This is a genomic window from Saccharothrix sp. 6-C (assembly GCF_016695385.1).
Classification (GTDB): domain Bacteria; phylum Actinomycetota; class Actinomycetes; order Mycobacteriales; family Pseudonocardiaceae; genus Actinosynnema; species Actinosynnema texasense.
Genome location: NZ_CP064192.1, coordinates 3455529 through 3473030 on the forward strand (window position 1 = coordinate 3455529; position 17502 = coordinate 3473030).

Consider the following 17502-nt stretch of genomic DNA (forward strand, 5'->3'; position numbering starts at 1 on the left):
ACAGTGGGTTCCGGACCAGGGTGCGCGATCCGCCGTGCGCCGCCATCGCTTGTTCACGGGATCTTCGGTGGCGTGCCCGGGGTTCAGCCGATCAGCATCCCGTGAATACGTGATGTGTGACTGCGCGTGATCGGAAATGCTCCGAATCGCCCGGAAGCACCACGGGGAGCCGGGCGAGTTCGACGGGATGACTTCGGAGAGTGGGGGGTTCCATGGAACGCACGGAGCTGCGCGAGGTCGGACTCGGGCGTCCGGTGCCCGATCCGGTCAGGGTGAGGCCGGACCAGGCGCGCTACCCGGACCTCGTGTCGGGCAACAACCGCCGGTGGCGCGCGCACCCGCGGTACGTCGAGGTGGTGGGCGACACCCGGCAGGTCGTGCGCGCGGTCGAGCACGCGGTGAGGACCGGGCGGCGGATCTCGGTGCGCAGCGGGGGGCACTGCTACGAGGACTTCGTCTACCACGCCGACGCCGAGGTGGTGATCGACCTGTCGGAGATGCGCGGCGTGCACTTCGACGCGGCCATGGGCGCCTTCGCGATCGAGCCCGGCGCGACGCTCCTGCAGGTCTACGAACGCCTCTACCGCACCTGGGGCGTGACGATCCCCGGCGGGTCGTGCTACTCGGTCGGCGCGGGCGGCCACATCGTCGGCGGCGGCTACGGCACCCTGTCGCGCAAGCTCGGTCTGACCGTCGACCACCTCTACGCCGTCGAGGTGGTCGTGGTCGACGCCCGCGGGTCCGCCGAAGCGGTCATCGCCACGCGCGAGCCGGACGACCCCAACCGCGGGCTGTGGTGGGCGCACACCGGTGGCGGGGGCGGCAACTTCGGCATCGTCACCAAGTACTGGATGCGCTCGCCCGACGTCGACACCGACGACCCCACCGGGCTGCTGCCCGCGCCGCCCGCCGAACTGCTGCTCAACGCCGTCGCGCTGCCCTACGACGCGCTCAGCGAGGCGGAGTTCGCGGTCCTGGTCAAGAACTTCGGCGCGTGGCACGAGGCCAACAGCGACCCGGACGGCCCGTACGCCGGTCTGTGCGCGTTCCTCGTGCTGCCGCACCGCACGGCCGGGGCCGCGCTCGTCATCGCCCAGATGGACGGCACCCGGCCGGACTCCGAGGACCTGCTGCGCCGGTTCCTGGAGGACGTCACGGCGGGCGTCGACGTGCGGCCCACACCGGTCGACTTCGGGATCGGCGAGTTCGGCCCCATGGTGGAGATCGCGACGCCGCAGCGCTTCCCCTGGTTGAACGGCGTGCGCTTCCTGGCCACCAACACACCCGTGCTCACCAGCCCGACGCTGCGTGCCGAGCACAAGTCGGCCTACCACCGGCGCTCGCTCACCGACGAGCAGATCGCGGCCCTGCGCCGGCACCTGACCAACGACGACACCACCAACCCGAACGCGATGGCGATGCTGATCTCGTTCGGCGGCAAGGCCAACGTCCCTGGACCCGACGACACGGCGGTGGCGCAGCGGGACTCCGTCTTCAAGGCGTTGTACCAGGTCTTCTGGGACCGCGAGGAGGATGACGCGGCCAACCTGGCGTGGATCCGCGCGCTGTACGCCGACGTCTACGCGCGTACCGGAGGGGTGCCGGTGCCCGACGAACTCACGGACGGCTGCTACGTCAACTACCCGGACACCGACCTCGGCGACTCGACGCACAACAAGTCCGGCGTGCCCTGGCACGCGTTGTACTACAAGGACCACTACGCGCGCCTCCAGCAGGTCAAGGGGCGCTGGGACCCGCTCGACGTCTTCCGCCACGCGCAGTCCGTCGAGCTCCCGGAGGTTGATCACGCGAACACGTGATGCCGCGCGCCGGTCCCGCGAGGACGCTGGCACCGTCGAGAACGGTCCGCACGAGCATGGGGTTTGGGCACAGCGATGGACACAAGCACGCGGCGTGGTCCCTGGCAGGTCTTCTGGCTGCTGGCGGCGATCCAGTTCATGGTCATCCTCGACACTGGCATCGTGGCGATCGCGCTGCCGTCCATCCGCGAGGACCTCGGCTTCTCCTTGGAGGGCCTGGCCTGGGTGATGGACGGCTACATGCTCGTCCTCGGTGGCCTGGTGCTCCTCGGCGGTCGTGGGGCCGACCTGGTCGGCAGGCGGCGGATGCTGCTGTGGGGGGTCACGTTCTTCACCGCGGCATCCGCCTTGTGCACCGTGGCCACCGAGCCGTGGATGCTGGTCAGCGGCAGGATCGTCCAAGGCGTCGGCGCGGCCATGGCGAGCCCGGCGGCGCTGGCGATGGTGACGGACCTGTTCGAGGAGGGGACGGACAGGACCAAGGCGATGGGGATCTTCGGCGGCATCGGCGGTGTCGCCGGTCCGGTCGGCGTGCTGCTCGGCGGGCTGTTGTCCGGGGTGAGCTGGCGACTGGTGTTCCTGATCAACCTGCCGATCTGCCTGGTGATCGTCGTGATCGGGCTGCGGCTGCTGCCGGCGGCCCGCCCGGTGGTGACCGGCGGCTTGGACGTGGTCGGGGCGCTCACCGGGACGGTCGGCCTGTCGCTCGTGGTGTACGCGGCGATCCGGGGTGGCACGTCGGGCTGGGGCGGGACGGGTGTGCTGGTGTCCCTGGCCGCCGCCGCGGTGCTGCTCGCGGCGTTCGTCGTGCGGCAGCGCACGGCCAAGGCGCCCCTGCTGCCGCGCGCGTTGTTCCGCGCTCCCACGCTGGTGCTCGCCGTGGTCGCCTGCGGGTTGGTCGGGTTCGCGCTCTACGGCGTGTTCGTGACCAACGCCGTGCACCTCCAGGACGCGCGGGGATTCGGCCCGGTGGCCGCCGCGCTGGTGATGATCCCGCTCGACCTGTGCCTGTTCCTGGGCACGAACCTGGCGGGCCGGGTGCTCGGCCGCATCGGCGGACCGGTCAACCTGCTCATCACCGGCCTGCTGGTGCAGGCCGCCGGCCTGGTGTGGTGGGCGCTGGCGCTCGACGTGCACGGAGACCTGTTCCTCACCCTGATCCTGCCCGCGGCCGTCGCGAGCGTCGGGCTCGGGCTGGCGATCGTGGCGGTGTTCGTGATCGCGACGATCGGCACGACCGACGACGTGGCGGGCGCGACCTCCGGCCTGCTGGTGATGAGCAACCAGGTGATCGGCGCCATCGGCATCGCGGTGCTCACGACCGTCGTCGCGCTGCGGTCCCGCGACCTGGTGGAGGGGGGCGTCGCCCGGGCCGACGCGTTGGGCGCGGGGCAGTCCGCCGCCCTGTACGCGGCGGTCGGCGCGGTGGTCGCCGGGATCGTCGTGGGGGTCGCGCTGAAGCGGGTCGGGCGGACGCGGGCGGAGACCGCGGTGCGGGAGGACCCCGTAGTGGGGTGAGACGGCAAGACGACAAGGGGGGATGGGCAGATGGGGGACGGGATGTCCCGGCGCGGGTTCCTCGCCGGGACGGCGGTGGTCGCCGGTGCGGCGACCTTGGCCGGGAAGTCGGGGGTGGCGACCGCGGGACCGGACGCCGGTGGGGCACCGCGTGGTGGACCGGCGGTGGTGACCAGGGGTGATCTCCGGTACGGCGACCTGGTGCGGGGCATGAACCACCGCTGGGTCGCCTCACCGGACCGCGTCGTGGTGGTCGAGACGGCCGACCAGGTCGTCGCCGCCGTGCGCGGTGCGCTGCGGGACGGGTTGCGCATCTCGGTGCGCAGCGGAGGGCACTGCTACGAGGCGTTCGCCGCCGAGCCCGGGGTCGGCGTGGTGGTCGACATGTCGGAGATGACCGACATCCGCTACGACCCGGCGCTGCGCGCCGTGGAGGTCCAGGCGGGGGCCACCATGGGCGAGGTCTACTACACGCTGTTCAAGCGCTGGGGTGTCACGGTCCCCGGCGGGTCGTGCTACTCGGTCGGCGCGGGCGGGCACGTCGCCGGCGGCGGGTACGGTCCGCTGTCGCGGCTGCACGGCTTGGTCGTGGACCACCTCCACGCGGTCGAGGTCGTCGTCGCCGACCGGGCGCACGGGGTGCGCAAGGTCGTGGCGACCCGGGAACCCGACGACCCGAACCGCGAACTCTGGTGGGCGCACACCGGCGGTGGCGGCGGCAGCTTCGGCATCGTGACGCGGTACTGGTTCCGCACGCCCGGTGCCGGCGGGACCGACCCGGCGGGCCTGCTGCCGCGCCCACCGGCGTCGGTGTGGGTCGGCCGGATCGAGTGGCCGTGGGACGCGCTGGACGAGGGCGGCTTCCACCGGCTGCTGGCCAACTACGCGGCCTGGTGCGCCGCCAACGCCGCGCCGGGCACCCCGCACGAGGGCGTGTTCGCCCGGTTCAACCTGGTGCCGCGGCGAACCGGTCCGTGCACGCTCGCCGTGCAGGTCGACGGCGGGCTCGCCGAGCCGGAGAAGGTGATCGACGAGATGGTCGCCGCCGTCGGCGACGGGGTCGGCGCCCCGCCGAGGGTCGTCGAGCGCCGGTCGCTGCCGTGGCTGCACGGCACCGGTTGGCAGGGGCTGTGGGCCAGCGACACCACCGGGCGCAGCGACTTCAAGTCGAGCTACCTGCGCTCGTGGTACGCCGAGGAGCAGGTCTCGGTGCTGCACCGGCACTTCGCGCGCACCGACTACGGCCATCCCACAGCCAGGGTGTCCATCGCCTCCTACGGAGGGGCGGTCAACGCCGTCGCGTCGGGGGACACGGCGGTCGCGCAGCGCGATTCGGTGATGAAGCTGTTGTGGGGCGTCGCGTGGATCGACCCGGCGGAGGACGACCGGCACATCGGCTGGCTGCGCGAGCTGTACGCGGGCGTGCACGCCGACACCGGAGGAGTCCCGGTGCCGAACGACGTCACCGACGGCTGCTTCGTGAACTACCCGGACATCGACCTGGGCGACCCGGCGCACAACCGGTCGGCGGTGCCGTGGCACGACCTCTACTTCAAGGACAACTACCCGCGGTTGCAGCGGGTCAAGGCCCGGTGGGACGCCGACGACGTCTTCCACCACGCGCAATCCATCCGACTGCCGCGTTGAGGCGGTCGCGTCACGTCACTTGGGGGAAACGGTGGGGGAGATCCGGTTCGACCGACGATTACCGACGTTGACCGGCATGCGGTTCATCGCCGCGCTGATGGTGTTCGCCTTCCACGTGTCGCTGGAGGGCGTGTTCGCCGACAGGCCGGTCGGTGACGGGTACTACGCGGCGGTCAACAAGTTCGGGTTCGCCGGTGTGTCGTTCTTCTTCATCCTCAGCGGGTTCGTGCTGACCTGGTCGGCACGCGAAACCGACACCGCGCGCGGGTTCTGGCGCCGGAGGCTGGTCAAGATCTACCCGAACCACGTGGTCACCTGGGCCGCCGCCGTGGTGCTCATGCTCGCGTTCGGCCCCGCCTTCGGGTGGCACCAGGCCGTGCCCAACCTGCTGCTGGTGCACACCTGGGTGCCCGTGCGCGACGTGTTCTCCAGCATGAACAACGTCAGTTGGTCGCTGGCGTGCGAGGTGCTGTTCTACCTGTCGTTCCCGGTGCTGTTGCCGCTGGTCAAGCGCATCCGCCCCGAGCGGTTGCGGGGCGCGGCCGTCGCCGTCGCGGTGGCGGTCCTGCTGGTCGTCCCGGTCGCGGGGGCGTTGCTGCCGTCGAGCCCGAGCGTGCCGTGGGACCCGGGCACGTCGATGGCGTCCTTCTGGTTCCTGTACGTCTTCCCGCCCGTGCGGGCCCTGGAGTTCGTGCTCGGCATGCTCGTCGCCCGCCTCGTCTTGACGAGGCGCTGGGTCGACATCGGGCTGGGGCCGGCGACCGCGCTGGTCGCGGCGGGGTACGTCGTCGCGCTCGTCGCGCCGACGCCCTACCAGTTCGCGGCGGCGACGGCCGTGCCGCTCGCGCTGCTGATCGGCACCGGCGCGTCGGCCGACATCTCGGGCCGGAGGTCGCCGCTGCGGGGTCGGGTCGCGCAGTGGCTGGGGGAGACGTCCTTCGCGTTCTACATGGTGCACTGGCTGGTGCTGTCCTACGGGCACCGGCTGCTCGGCGGCGGCTCGTGGAGCACACCCGTGGCGGTCCTGGTCGTGCTCGGGCTGCTCGCGGTGTCGCTGGCGCTCGCCGGCGCGCTGCACGCCATCGTGGAGAGACCTGCCATGCGGCGGTTCGGCCGCTCCCGCGCGGCAGCGGTGGGTGGTGGTCGCGATGCGCCGTGAGGTCCTCACCGCCGCGCTGGCCCTGACCCTGCTGGTGCTGCCGAACGCCGACGTCGTCGGTGCGGTCGACGGCCCGTCGACCGTCCGGTTGCCCGCGGAGTCGGTGTTCCCGGAGGGCGTCGCGGTCGACGAGCGGACCGGCTGGTTCTACGTGACCAGCAACCACAACGGGTCCGTGGTGCGGGGCGACGTGCGCACGGGCGCCGTGCGGCCGTTCCTGCCCGCGGGCGGCGACGGTCGGACGTCGGCGCTGGGCGCGGAGGTCGACTGGACGGGCACGCTGTGGGTCGCCGGTGGCGCGACGGAGAAGGTGTTCGCCCACGACGCCCGCACCGGCGCGCTGAAGGCCGTGTACACCACCCGCGCGGGCTCCCTGCCCAACGACGTGGTGGTCACACCCGGCGGCGAGGTGTTCGTGACCGACTCGTTCCAGCCGGTGCTGTGGCGCATCCCGGCGGGAGCCGCCTCCGGACCGGCGCAGCCGTGGCTGGACCTGACCGGCTCACCGATCAGGTACGTCCCGGGGTACAACCTCAACGGCATCGTGCTCGCGCCCGACGGCGACAGCCTGCTGGTCGACCAGACCGAGACCGGCGACCTGTGGCGGATCGGCTTGGCCGACCGGCGGGTGACACGCGTCGACCTCGGCGGCTTCCGACTGCCCGGGGGCGACGGCATGGTGCTGCGCGACCGGACGCTCTTCGTCGCCCAGCCGCTCGGCGACCTGGTCGCCGAGGTGCGCTTGGCGCGGGACGGCACGCGGGGCTCCATCACCGGCCGCCTGGCCGATCCGGGGGTGCGGTTCCCCACGACCGTCGCGCCGGCGGGCGATCGGCTGCTGGTGGTCAACAGCCAGTTCGACCGGCGGAACCAGGGGCTGCCGCCCGACACGCCGTTCACCGTCTCGGTGATCGCCCTCCGATGAAGGTCCCGTCACCCGTCCAGCGCCGCCGCGAGCACGGGTCCCAGGCGGGAGGCGATCACCGCGTCGCCGCGCGCGTCGGGGTGCAGGCCGTCGGGCGCGAGGTGGGCGTCGACGGCGCCGAACAGGTCGGCGCCGTCGACGAGGGTGATCCGCTCGTCGTCCCGGCGGACGAACTCGACCGCCTCGTGCACCCGTTCCCTGACCTGCGCCAGGGTCAGGTCGTGCACGTTGGGCACGTCCTCGCGGCTCGCCCACACCAAGGGCGAGAACGCGACGACCGGCACGTGCGGGTTGGCCGCGCGGATGGTCCGCAGGAACCCGGTGACCGCCGAGCCGAGCGTGCGGCGGTCGAACGGGCCCCGGATGTAGAGGTTCACGCCGAGCTCGACCACGACCACGTCCGCGGGGGTGTCGGCGACGGCGACCGCGAGCGCGTGGTCGAGGTAGGCCTGGCCCGCGTACCCGAGGTTGCGCAGCCGCCACCCGCGTTCGCGCGCGACGAGCGCCGGCCAGGTTTCGCTGGGCCCCGGGGTGATGACGCACTGGGTGATCGAGCTGCCGTAGGCGACCAGGCGCGGCCCGGTCCTGCGGAGGGGTTCCACCGCGGTCCCGGAGAACCGCAGCGGGCCCACGCCGACCGTGGCGCACCAGTGCGGCAGCCACAGCTCCACGTCGACCGGGGAGCCGGGGAGGGCGACCACGACGGTCCGGACGCCCGGTGACAGCTCCAGGCGGTGCGCGAGGACGCCGTCCACCAGGACGTCGAGCGGTTTGGGCAGCGGCCCCCACAGCTCGGTCTTCAGGTCCACGCGGACCTCGTAAGCGTCGGTGCGGAACCCGAACCGCACACCGGCCGCCGTCCGGGTGTTGGACAGCACCTCGGGCGACAGCGTCCCGGCGACCTGGTCGGCGGTCAGTCGCCACGGTTGCCACCAGTCCGCTCGTTCGTCGAGCCGGGCGACGCCGTCCCAGGTGACGCGCTCGTCGTCGGGACGCAGTTCGAGTGGGTGCACGGTCGACCTCGTGATCATGACGGGAGCTTGGAATGGACAGGACCGACTTGACGAGGCTGCCGACGCTGACCGGGTTCCGGTTCGTCGCAGCGCTGCTGGTGTTCGCCTCCCACTCGACGTTCGAGGGGTTCTTCACCGACGCCCCGGTCAACCGCTGGTACGCCTCGACCTTCGGCCTCGCCGGTTGGCCGGGGGTGGGGTTCTTCTTCGTGCTCAGCGGTTTCGTGCTGACGTGGTCGGCGCGAGCCGGTGACACGAAGCTGCGCTTCTGGCGGCGCAGGCTCGTGAAGATATACCCGAACCACGTCGTCGGCTGGGTCGTGGCCGGTGCGCTGCTCCTCGGCATCGGCGTGGTGCCGGCGCTCGACGTCGCGTTGCCGAACTTGTTCCTCGTGCACGCCTGGATCCCCCTGATGCGCAACTTCGCGAGCATGAACGGGGTCAGCTGGTCGCTGTGCTGCGAACTGCTCTTCTACCTGCTCTTCCCGCTGCTGCACCGGTGGATCCGTCCCCTGGACACCCGGCGGCTGTGGGTGCTCGGGGGTGTGGTCGTGCTCCTGGTCGCTTCGGTGCCGCTGGTGGCTCACCTGCTCCCCGGCGACCCCAAGGTGCCGTTCAACCCGGACCTGCCCGCCTCGCACTTCTGGTTCGTGTACCTGTTCCCCCCGGTGCGCGTGCTGGACTTCGTGCTGGGCATCGTGGCCGCGCGCGTCCTGATGACCGGCGGGCGCGCGCCGGTCGGGCTGCCGGTCGCCCTGGTGCTCGCGGTCGTCGGCTACGTGCTGATGCTCTCCGTGCCGCTCGACTTCGGGATGGTGGCGGCGAACATCGTGCCGCTCACCCTGGTGATCATGGCGGGGGCGCAGGCCGATCAGCGCGGGACGTGGTCACCGGTGCGCGGCCGGTTCGGCGTCTGGCTCGGTGAGATATCCTTCGCGTTCTACGTGCTGCACCAGATGATCCTGGAGTACGGACATCGCCTGATCGGGCGGGATTCCTCGTGGAGCACGGTGCCGGCGATCGGCGTCGTGCTGGTGTTCCTGGTGCTGTGCGTCCTCGCGTCTTGGGCGCTGTACCGGAGCGTGGAGCTGCCGATCGTGCGCAGGTGGAGTTCACCGCGTGGGATCACCAGGAGTCCCAGTGCACCACCTCGCTGAGCGGCGCGCGGGGACCTGGGCGGAAGGTCGTGCCAATGGTGTGTGCTACCGGGATCAGCGCGACCTGCATGACCGACTCGTACGGGATGCCGAGCACCTCGGCGACCTCTCGCTCGTAGTGCAGGTGCGGAGTGGTCCACACGGTGCCGAGCCCGCGCGAGCGCGCGGCGAGCATGAAGCTCCAGACGGCGGGCAGGATGGATCCCCAGGTGTTGGCCTGGGCGACCGTGGAGGGACGCTCGGACCGCACGACGTGCACCGCCGGGATCAGCAACACCGGCACCTCGTGCAACCGCTCGTACAGGGCGGCGCCGCTGGCCCGTTCCCTGGGCTGGGTGCCGACCGGTTGCGCGTTGCGGTCGACCCCGTCGTGCGGAACGTGCTGGGTCGGGTCGCTCAGCCCTTTGCGCCACCACTCGGCCACCGCACGTCTTTTGTCCGCGTCCGTGACCACCACGAACTCCCACCGCTGCCGGTTGCGCCCGGTGGGCGCCTGCACCGCCAGCTCCAGGCACTCCTCCAACAGCGAGCGCTCGACCGGTCGAGAGGTGTCCAACCTCCGTCGGACGGCACGCGTGGTGCTGAGCAGCTCGTCGGGCGACAGGTCGATCAGGGCCATCGTCGGGGCACTCCCGGGTGGACGGGTCGAGGAACGGCGTCCGGGGACGCGGCGAAGGTGTCGCCGTGCGGACCGCGACCGCCGCCGCGATCCTCGCGACCCCGCCCTGCGTCAGGATCGGCTCCGGTCGGGCGGTGACCGTCCCGTCGAACCGCGGTGATCGCGTGCCACGAACCGCCGGGGCATGATCGAGGAGCCGTCGTTCGCGGCGTCGGGCTGGAGGTGGGGGGAGGCCTCATGAGCAGGTGGGTTCTCGGTCGGGAGCGGGTTCGTCACGGCGTCGCAGCAGGTGTGCGTGCGGGTGGGGCTCATCGTCCACAGCGCGGTGGGCGGCCAGTACCTTATCGCGCCGCTGTCCTCGGTGCCGAACATCGGGGCGCGTCGCGGGGGCGCCGCGCCGGCGGAGTCCTGCTGCGCTGCACCACGATGGGACGGTGAACAGCACGCCGAGCACGTCGCGCGCTCGCGACCGCATGGGCCGCCCTCCGATCGGCGCTGACCGGTCCCGGCCGGGTCCGTGCTGCTGACCGCGATGGGGCTCGACCCGGTGGCCGTGCCGGCCGCTGCCCTGCTCCACCGCCTGGTCACGACCTGGTCGTGGATACCGGCAGGATGAGTGGCGATCTCGTGGACGCGGCGTCAGGAACAGCTTCGATCCTCACCGTCGAAGGTGAAGTTCCGAAACCCAGGCGGTCGGCCGCAAGGTGAGCAGGTCCGCGCCCGGCTCGGGGCATCGGTCGGGCTGCCCGCGAGAGCGCGCTCACCCGGTTCCACGGCGGTTTCCACGTCGTTGACCTCGCCCGAGACGCGATACCGGTCGAGGTGCGTGACCGCCCCCGGTGCGCGGCAGCGAGCCGGGCCTCCCTCGTGGCGAGGGCGACGTCGTCGTCCGCGGTCGCGGAGACCGCCCGTTCACCGAGGTCGACGGCGTAGTCCAGGTCGGCGGAGTCAGCGGTGAGCAGGTTCCGGCGTTGGTGGGCGTGACCGATCCACCCCGATGTCTGGCTGTGAACGAGACTCCGACGGCGCACTGGCGCGGGGAACTCGCGGGCGGGACACGCCACGACGAGTCGGTGAGGGACCCTTCCCGCTCCCACGGAAAGACAACGGCGCGTTGGCCCGCTCGGCGACCTGCGCCGGACCATCCCCGCTCGTGCGGGAAGACGGGACACCGTGGCGGTGGGCAGGCGGCAGGACCGCCTCTGCTCGTGTGGGTAAGACGACTGGTACGGCCAGGGCGTGGCGTGCCGACTGGGGCCGCCCCGCTCGCGGGCAGGACAGAGATCGGTGTCCGCGGTCAGCGGCTTGAGCCGGCGGATGGGAAGCGGTCGGCGAGGGCGTCGAGCTGAGCCGGATCGCTTCCGGTGCGGTGGCTCAGTTCCAGTCCGCCGAGCCAGTCGCGCACGTAATGGATCAGGCCGGGCAGTCGGACAGCCGTCGCCTGCGTGAGCATGCCCGTGACCCTCGCCGTGCCGGTCGGCTCCGTGCGGGTCACCGCAGGGGGACCGGCGGAATCCCGGTCCAGCACGACGTCCAAGGCGGTGTAGTCGCTGTCGGCGAGCTCTCCGTGCACACTGCGCACAGCCGTGCGGAGAACGTCCACCTCATCGCGCCGCACGCTCAGAGCGGAGAGTTGGTCGTCGCTGAGTTCGCGGATCTCTCGCACGACCTGCCGCAGCAGTTCGAACTCGTCCGTCCGCAGCCGGATGACACCTTCACCGGAAAGCTCCTGACCCTCAGAGGTCATCGAAGTAGTCCCTTCCGCTCTTCGGCGTGAACACCGTTCCCCGGTCACCATCCTCGATGACCAGGGCCTCCTTGTCCCGGTCCCAGTGGGCGACTCGGCCGCCGCCCGGGTACCTGGTTTCCACGTTCGGCACCTGCCGGTCGAGCACACCGTCGACGTAGTAGACGAGGTCCTCGTTGCGGACGCCGCGGACGTAGTGGTCGCCGTCGCCCTTGAGCACTCGCTGGTCCGCGTGCTGGACGATCTCCTTGGCCGCGGGTTCCACCACGACCTTGTCGCGCGTGTCGGTCTCCAGCACCCGCTCCTCGCGCAGCGAGCGCCTGGCGGTTCCCTCGGGTAACTCCTCCAACCCGGTCTCCCGACCGGTGGCCTCCGCCTCGTCGAACTCGACGGGCCGATCGGGCGGCTTCGGCTCTTCGGCGGGGATGTTCCTGTCCGCACTCATCGGTCACCCCGTGTCTGATCAGCGAGGTTCAGCGTGGTCAACGGCCACGTGGTCCGAAGACCCAGGAAGCCGGTGACTGCGAGGAACCTCCGGCCCAGGGGGCGCACGCGGCTCAGCTTCGCCAACGCCTGCTCGTAGACCGGCGGTACGCCGTCGCCGGTGATCACCGTGTCGTCGGGCAACCAGCTGTCGGGGTGTGCTTCCAGGTCCGTGAGCTGCTCCGCCACCGTATCGCCGGTCAGGTGCAGGCCGCGCTCGGCCCAGCTCGCCGTGTCGGGATGGCGGCCGGCGTCGGGTTCGGCCTCCACCAGCGCTCTCACCACGTCGAACCACCGGTACTTGCCGGCCTGCCACCGCACCTCTGTCCCGTCGCACGACGTGACCCCTCCGCCCGCTGTGGACAGCGCGGATGCCGCGACGTGCTCGGCCAGCGCCTCGGGCTGGTAGTGCGCCGCCAGCCCGACATAGCGGAGGTCCACCGCCGTCTGCACCCGGTGCGCGATGGCGCACTCGAGTGTGCGCGCGTCGAACCTCGTGGCGAGCTTCGCCAGCCATGTCCGCTCCGGTTCAGGTGCGGGTCTGCCGACCAGGTGCGCCACCACGAGCAGTTCGATCCACAACACCAGCCGGGGGTCGTCCGCGGCCGTCGCGGCCGCGTCGACCTCGCGCAGCAGGCACGCCCGCGCGCGACACGTCGGACCGCATGCGACGCTCCGGGTGCCCCGGATTGCCGGGGCGGCTCCCGGCAGGTGCTTCTCCCGGTCCTCACCCAGTGGCACGGTCAGCCGAACGGGACGGTCCATACCGTCGGTGAACACCACCGCGCGGCCGGGCGGGAGCGAGACGACGTGTCGGGACTGCGCCTCGTCCAGGTTCATCGTCGCGCCGACGACGTCCCGGTCGTCCGCCGCCGGCAACCGGTGCACGATTTTGAGCGCGGTGTTCTTGACGACGTCGGGCACGATCTTCGACGGAATCTGCTCGGCCACCACGATGCCCTCGCCGTACGCGCGGATCTCGGCCAGCAGGGAGGTGAACAGGTCCACGGCGTGCGCGGTCGGTGAACCCGGTTCGGCGCGCTTGAGCAGCCGGTGCGCCTCCTCGAGCACCGTGACGTGGCGCAACCGGCCGGTCGAACCCTCGGACCTGCGGGACCGCAGGTGCTCGTGCAGCCGGATCAGCACCGCACCGATGAAGAATGCCTTATCCTGGTCGTTGCCGACATCCTCGATCTCGAGCACTACGTTGCGCCGCAACAGATCCGCTACGTCCAGCGGGTGGCCGCCCTCGAAGAACCTGCCGGGAGTGCCCAGGCGCAGGGCTCCCAGCCGCACGTCGATGAAACCCCGGACGTTGTCGGTCACCTCCTTGCCGTAGCCGATGCCGTCGACCACTTCCAGGGCCATCCGCCGCAGGTCGGCCAGTGTCGGGTACTTCGGCACCACTCCCGGCAGGCGTGACTCGCCCAACACGGTGTTCCAACCCAACTCGGTGTAGCAGCGGTTCAACGCGAGGCTGAGCACCTGCGGGAACGGCTCATCGGCGTCGAACGCGGCCAGGAACAGCGCCCGCACCAGGTCGATGTGGGTCTGGAGCGGGAAACCGGGTTCCGGTTCGAGCGGATTCAGGCCGACCGGAACGGCATCGGGGGTGCCCGGTCTGATCACGGTCACCAGGCCCTCGCCGATGCGGCCCGCCATCGCGGCATACTCAGCCTTGGCAGGCTCCACCACCAACCACGGCACGCCTGCGTGGTGCAACCGCTCCAGCAGGTGCCGCACGGTTTGCGACTTGCCCGCGCCCGTCGCACCCGCGACGAACGTGTGGCGGTTCAAGGTGCCCTCCGCGACCGTGAACGGCCCCGCTGCCTGGTCCGCGTCGTCCAGCACCGTGCCCAGCGCGAGGAAACCCCCTGTTTCCGGGGTGAGGTCGAACGCGGCGGGCTCGGTCAACCGGATGCCCGGCAGTTCACGCTTCGGAGGCCGTACGAGGGCGGCCAGCAGCTCGCCCCCCGCGGCGAACGGCGAATCCGGGACCGACGCAGCCACCGTGCGCTCGAAGGAACCGGATTCGCCCGCCGCCACGAGTGAGTAGGGCAGGCCGTCCAGGTCACTCGCACCGCACAACAGCGCTGCCGCCCGCCGCGCCGCCGCTTCGTCCTGGCCCGCGACCAGGACGTGCACGTCCCACAAACCTGTCGTCAGCGCACGGGACAGTTCCCGGTAGCGGCCCTCCGCGCGGTGCAGCGCGATCCGACTGGACTCAAGCCTCGTCTCCCGGCGCAGCGGCGGAATCGCCACCTCCAGTGTGGACAGTTCATCGTCGGCGTACCCGGTCGCGAGGGGTTGTGCGACGGTCAACCAGACGAACGCCTCGCCGAGGTGCGCGACGTAGTCGTCGAACCCGCCCCGGCCCGGTGAACGCGGGCCGCCGTCCACCGGTTGCCACAGCGCGTCGAACCGGCCTGCGCAACGCACCCAGACCGGGAAGTCGCGCCAGCCGCCGATGATCTCGTCGGCGTCGACGACCTCCGCGGTGCTGCCCGGCGGGTACAACAGCGGAAGCACGTCGCCCGGCCCGCCGGTCCCGGCCGCGGCCGGGAAACCAGGGACTCCGCCGAACAGCACTTGCACGCGTGGATCGCCTGCTACCCGTTGCCACGCCGCGAAAACCAGTCCGCGGCCTTCGAGCCCGGTATGCGCGGCGGTCAACGCGGCGAACAGTTGGGCCGGCACCGGGTCGGGGTCCGCCCGGCGCGGCGCGGAGCGCAGCCGGAGAATCCGTGCACTGGCGAACAGGGCCGGCTCAAGCACGTCGGACTCCTTCCGCCCACCCGTAGCCGCCGACCGCGCTGGGCAGGAGGGTGATCCCGGGGTTGCAGTCGGCCAGGACGACCCTGCGATGTCCGCCGCCACCGTGTTCGACGAGGATGAAGGCTGTCGGCGGCAGGCCCTGCAGCTGCGTCGGTTCAACGGTGAACTCGTAGACGCGGGACTCTGTGGTGCCGGTGCTCTCCGAATCGGCGAGCGAGTAGTTCACGGTGTGCTGCCAGGTGTCCGACCGCGACGACGTCGTGCCGGCCGAACTCCCGCTGCTGCCCGCCTTGCGGTCGAACCACCGCGCCCGGTCCGGCCGGCTGTGGTGCGTTCCCTCGTTGCGCGAGGTGCTGCTCTGGGTTCCCGTCGCTTCGCCGTAACCCTCGGTGAAGTTCTGCCCGACCTGACGGGTGATTTGACTGACCTTGAAGGTGTGTTCACGGCCGATGAACTCCGCCGCGATCTTGGCCTCCTCGTGGTTGCCCAGCCGCATCAGCAAAGTCGTGCTGTCAGCACCGCCGAGCAACCGCGTGAGGTCGTCGCGCAGGTGCTCCAGCATCAGCACCAGTCGCACGCCGCAACGCCGCGCCTGACGGGCCAAGTCCTCCACGGCGGCCGGCCCGATCCGGTCGGCACCAGCCACGAACACCACGTCACTGCCGTTCTGCTGCGGGCGCACCCGCATCGCGTGCAGCACTCGCTCGAACAACACCCGGTCGAGGAAGTCCTTGCGGCGAGCGTGTGACCCTTCGGTGGCAAGCACGGTCAGGCCCGGTCCGGACCACTTCACCGGCTCGCCCAACGGCTCGTCGGTGGCGATCAGTTCGACGAGGTTCGTCAGGGACTGCAACGCGTTGACGACCCGGTCCGTGTTGCCGACGGCGTCGATGTGGCCGGTGAGCCGACGCGTTTCAGCCTGGGTCAACGGCCCTTCGGAGTCGTAGTGACCCCGCACGATCCGTAGACCGGCTGCGAGCCGCGCGGCCGTCACCGGACTGTTCAGGCAGCCGGCAACGGCGGTGAGGATGGAGGCGTCGACCACCCGCAGGTCGGCGGCTTCGGTGCCGGTTCGCATGGTGGCCACCGCACCGGCGATCACCTCGGCGACCTCGTCGGCGTCCAATCCACGCAACAGGGTGCCATCGTCGCGCGCCAACGCGAAGGCCGACACCGGCAGGCCCGCCGCGTCGGCGAGGACGGCCAGGTCGTCCCCGACCCGCCGCTCGCTCAAGTCCAGGACCAACACCGAGCTGCCGGCCCGCAACAGAGCACTCCCGACCGTCGTGACCAGGCTCGCCCAGCCGTCACCGGTGCCGCCGAACACCTCCACGCGCGCCGCCGACCCCGTCGGTCGCAGCGGAAGCCACTCCTTGGCCACCGCGCGGACCCGCAGCACTTCGTCCCGGGCCGACATCCGGGCACGCCACTCGCCGACCCGATGGCGGAACAGGTCGAAGCGGAAATCGCGCTCCCGCCCGGCGGCCCGCACCCGTGACCGCGGCACCGCGACCTGCCGGACCAAGACCACCGCGAGGCCCGCGACCAGCCACACCGACATCGCCACGTCCACGACGACCGCGCCGGCGAACGGCAGCGCCCACCCGCCCCACGCCACCGCGCCGACACCGGCCGACATCCACGGCACCTGCCGCAACCGCTGCCTGCGCAACCGCCACGCGGCCACGACCTCGGCGGGTTCACGCCACTCGGGCGCGGGCTCCAGCGTCAGGGAGAACCGGGGCAGCGGCGCGAACTCCCACCCCCAACGCTCGACACCGTCGAACAGCCCCCGCACCAGCGGCGCCATAGCGGAAGCCCGAGCTAACGGCACGATCGGGAGTCGGACCGTATCGGCATCGTCAAGATCCCCGGCAACACCTTCCTCCGACGGCACACCGATCATCGCGGATGACCTCCCCTCGTCCGCCTTCGAGCGACCCTAGCGGTGAATCACCGCAAGTCATGGTGCTGTCGCTTTGAGTCACCGGATCGGACGACAATCGACCCGCGGAGCTGTTGCGAGAACGCAGCGCACCCGAACCGCAGTTCGAACCGACGAGCCACCGGGAATACGACTGATCTGATCAACTTTTACGTCCGCTCCGTTGCGGACGCAAAGTGGCTTTTGCACGTCGAGTTCGACGTTGTGCGGTTCGGCGGACGCCGGTGGAACGGTTGATTCCCCACCTGGCTGTACGGACTCGGATAACTGGATGATCACGCGTCTCAACAGGCTCGCCGAGGACCGCGCACGACGATGTCCGCCCTGCCACGCCCGACCACCTCACCGGTGGGATCGCCGTGATCATCCCACCGGGCATCCCAGCCCCGAACACCGCTCCGGTCGGGAGCCTGCGGTTTCTGTTGCACGGTCGCGCTTCCACGCATGAGCACCAGGACCCCCGCACGTCGCGGGCGTGGCAGTCGGATGTCGGATGTCGGATGTCGGATGTCGCGTGAGGCTCACCGGAGGGCGCGGCTCGATCGTGGGGGGAGTACTTCGAGGTCGGGTGTTCCCGTCAGGTGCTGGGCGTCGGTGACATCCGCGGGATACCGAGTCGTCCGCACGCTGGGTTGGTGGGATGCCGCCAGACGGCGGCAGAGGGCACCCGCGGTGGAACCGCGTCCGATCTGCC

12 protein-coding genes are annotated in these 17502 nt (G+C 71.2%); 6 read left to right on the forward strand and 6 right to left on the reverse strand.

From position 1 onward, the window contains the following. Window positions 1-212: 212 nt before the first annotated feature. The 5 genes from IOD16_RS14835 to IOD16_RS14855 all read left to right on the forward strand — a co-directional run bounded on the left by IOD16_RS14835 (window position 213) and on the right by IOD16_RS14855 (window position 7069). Window positions 213-1820 carry an FAD-binding oxidoreductase gene (locus IOD16_RS14835; protein WP_201440533.1) on the forward strand — a complete coding sequence of 536 codons (1608 nt, stop codon included), beginning with the start codon at window positions 213-215 and terminating at the stop codon, window positions 1818-1820. 75 nt (window positions 1821-1895) lie between these two features. Further along, window positions 1896-3338, forward strand: a complete 1443-nt coding sequence (locus tag IOD16_RS14840) for an MFS transporter (RefSeq protein ID WP_201440534.1) — start codon at window positions 1896-1898, stop codon at window positions 3336-3338. Window positions 3339-3368: 30 nt separating this feature from the next. Next, entirely contained in the window at window positions 3369-4985 is a 1617-nt protein-coding gene (locus IOD16_RS14845; RefSeq protein ID WP_201440535.1) for an FAD-binding oxidoreductase, read from the forward strand. A 31-nt stretch (window positions 4986-5016) separates the two neighbouring features. Continuing rightward, window positions 5017-6144, forward strand: a complete 1128-nt coding sequence (locus IOD16_RS14850; RefSeq protein ID WP_201440536.1) for an acyltransferase family protein — start codon at window positions 5017-5019, stop codon at window positions 6142-6144. Then, entirely contained in the window at window positions 6134-7069 is a 936-nt protein-coding gene (locus IOD16_RS14855; RefSeq protein ID WP_201440537.1) for an SMP-30/gluconolactonase/LRE family protein, read from the forward strand. The genes IOD16_RS14850 and IOD16_RS14855 overlap by 11 nt, the downstream gene beginning before the upstream one ends. A gap of 8 nt (window positions 7070-7077) precedes the next feature. Here the strand turns inward: IOD16_RS14855 and IOD16_RS14860 are convergent, their stop codons facing one another. Further along, window positions 7078-8100 carry a GDSL-type esterase/lipase family protein gene (locus IOD16_RS14860; protein WP_201440538.1) on the reverse strand — a complete coding sequence of 341 codons (1023 nt, stop codon included), beginning with the start codon at window positions 8098-8100 and terminating at the stop codon, window positions 7078-7080. 14 nt (window positions 8101-8114) lie between these two features. Between IOD16_RS14860 and IOD16_RS14865 the strand changes: the two genes are divergently transcribed. Continuing rightward, on the forward strand, window positions 8115-9239 hold the full coding sequence (locus IOD16_RS14865; protein ID WP_201440539.1) for an acyltransferase family protein: 1125 nt from the start codon (window positions 8115-8117) through the stop codon (window positions 9237-9239). Here IOD16_RS14865 and IOD16_RS14870 read toward each other — a convergent pair. The 5 genes from IOD16_RS14870 to IOD16_RS14890 form a co-directional block, all read right to left on the reverse strand. Further along, window positions 9208-9858 carry a nitroreductase family protein gene (locus IOD16_RS14870; protein WP_236594987.1) on the reverse strand — a complete coding sequence of 217 codons (651 nt, stop codon included), beginning with the start codon at window positions 9856-9858 and terminating at the stop codon, window positions 9208-9210. The two genes, IOD16_RS14865 and IOD16_RS14870, sit on opposite strands and share 32 nt — an antisense overlap. Before the next feature lie 1297 nt (window positions 9859-11155). Next, on the reverse strand, window positions 11156-11605 hold the full coding sequence (locus IOD16_RS14875; protein ID WP_201440540.1) for a hypothetical protein: 450 nt from the start codon (window positions 11603-11605) through the stop codon (window positions 11156-11158). Beyond that, window positions 11595-12050 carry a hypothetical protein gene (locus tag IOD16_RS14880; protein WP_201440541.1) on the reverse strand — a complete coding sequence of 152 codons (456 nt, stop codon included), beginning with the start codon at window positions 12048-12050 and terminating at the stop codon, window positions 11595-11597. The genes IOD16_RS14875 and IOD16_RS14880 overlap by 11 nt, the downstream gene beginning before the upstream one ends. Then, window positions 12047-14617: an ATP-binding protein gene (locus IOD16_RS14885; RefSeq protein ID WP_236594988.1), complete on the reverse strand. Its 2571-nt coding sequence runs from the start codon at window positions 14615-14617 to the stop codon at window positions 12047-12049. The genes IOD16_RS14880 and IOD16_RS14885 overlap by 4 nt, the downstream gene beginning before the upstream one ends. A gap of 238 nt (window positions 14618-14855) precedes the next feature. Continuing rightward, window positions 14856-16769 (reverse strand): hypothetical protein, encoded by a 1914-nt coding sequence (locus IOD16_RS14890; RefSeq protein ID WP_201440542.1) that lies wholly within the window; start codon window positions 16767-16769, stop codon window positions 14856-14858. Window positions 16770-17502 lie beyond the last annotated feature (733 nt).